This window comes from Candidatus Zixiibacteriota bacterium (assembly GCA_040752815.1).
Lineage (GTDB): Bacteria > Zixibacteria > MSB-5A5 > GN15 > FEB-12 > JAGGTI01.
On record JBFMGC010000132.1, the window covers coordinates 1 to 1,104 of the forward strand.

A 1,104-nucleotide genomic window follows, 5' to 3' on the forward strand; every position below is an offset into this window, starting at 1 on the left:
GCTGAGGAGTTCAAGAGTCTTGACTTAGCTGCCTTAAGGGCAGATATCTATGAGCTGATGACCACCTCCCAGGACTGGTGGCCAGCCGACTACGGCCATTATGGGCCGCTCTTCATCCGGATGGCTTGGCACAGCGCCGGCACGTATCGTATTGGCGACGGTCGCGGCGGCGCGGGTTCGGGTAGCCAGCGGTTTGAACCCCTCAACAGTTGGCCAGACAATGCCAACCTCGACAAAGCGCGTATGTTGCTTTGGCCCATCAAGCAGAAATACGGCAAGAAAATCTCCTGGGCCGACCTGATGATCTTCGCCGGCAACTGCGCGCTTGAGTCAATGGGCTTCAAGACGTTAGGCTTTGCCGGCGGGCGCGTGGATGTCTGGCAGCCAGAGGAAGACATCTACTGGGGTTCTGAGAAAGCCTGGCTCGGCAATGAGCGTTACGAAGAAGATCGGGTGCTCCTGAATCCCCTCGCTGCCGTTCAGATGGGACTGATCTACGTGAACCCGGAAGGGCCAGACGGCGAACCCGATCCGGTCGGCTCAGGGCGCGATATTCGCGAAACCTTTGGTCGGATGGCGATGAACGACGAGGAGACCGTCGCGCTCACTGCCGGTGGGCATACCTTTGGTAAATGTCACGGTGCCGGCGAAGCGACGCACGTCGGTGCTGATCCTGGGGGTGCCACCATCATCGATCAGGGACTGGGCTGGAAGAACGCCTTTAACACGGGTGTCGGCGTCGATGCGATCACCAGCGGTATCGAAGGCGCATGGACTCCCACGCCGACGCAGTGGGACAACAGCTATCTCGAAACCCTGTTCAAATATGACTGGGAGCTGACGAAAAGTCCCGCTGGCGCGTGGCAATGGAAGCCCAAGGGCGACGCTGGTGCGGGTACGGTACCCGACGCGCACGATCCGTCGAAACGGCACGCCCCCATGATGACCACGGCGGACATGGCGATGAAGATGGACCCCATCTACAACCAGATTGCGCGACGTTACCACGAGAACCCGGATGAGATTGCCGAGGCGTTCGCCAAGGCGTGGTTCAAGCTAACGCACCGCGACATGGGTCCCCGCTCACGCTATCTCGGCCCGGAG

Annotated in this window: 1 protein-coding gene; it reads left to right on the forward strand. The window is 60.2% G+C overall.

Going from position 1 to position 1,104, the window contains the following annotated elements; translation table 11 throughout:
- Nucleotides 1–1,104 (forward strand): peroxidase family protein (locus AB1772_13505; protein MEW5797356.1); only part of this gene is annotated, 1,104 nt, incomplete at both ends.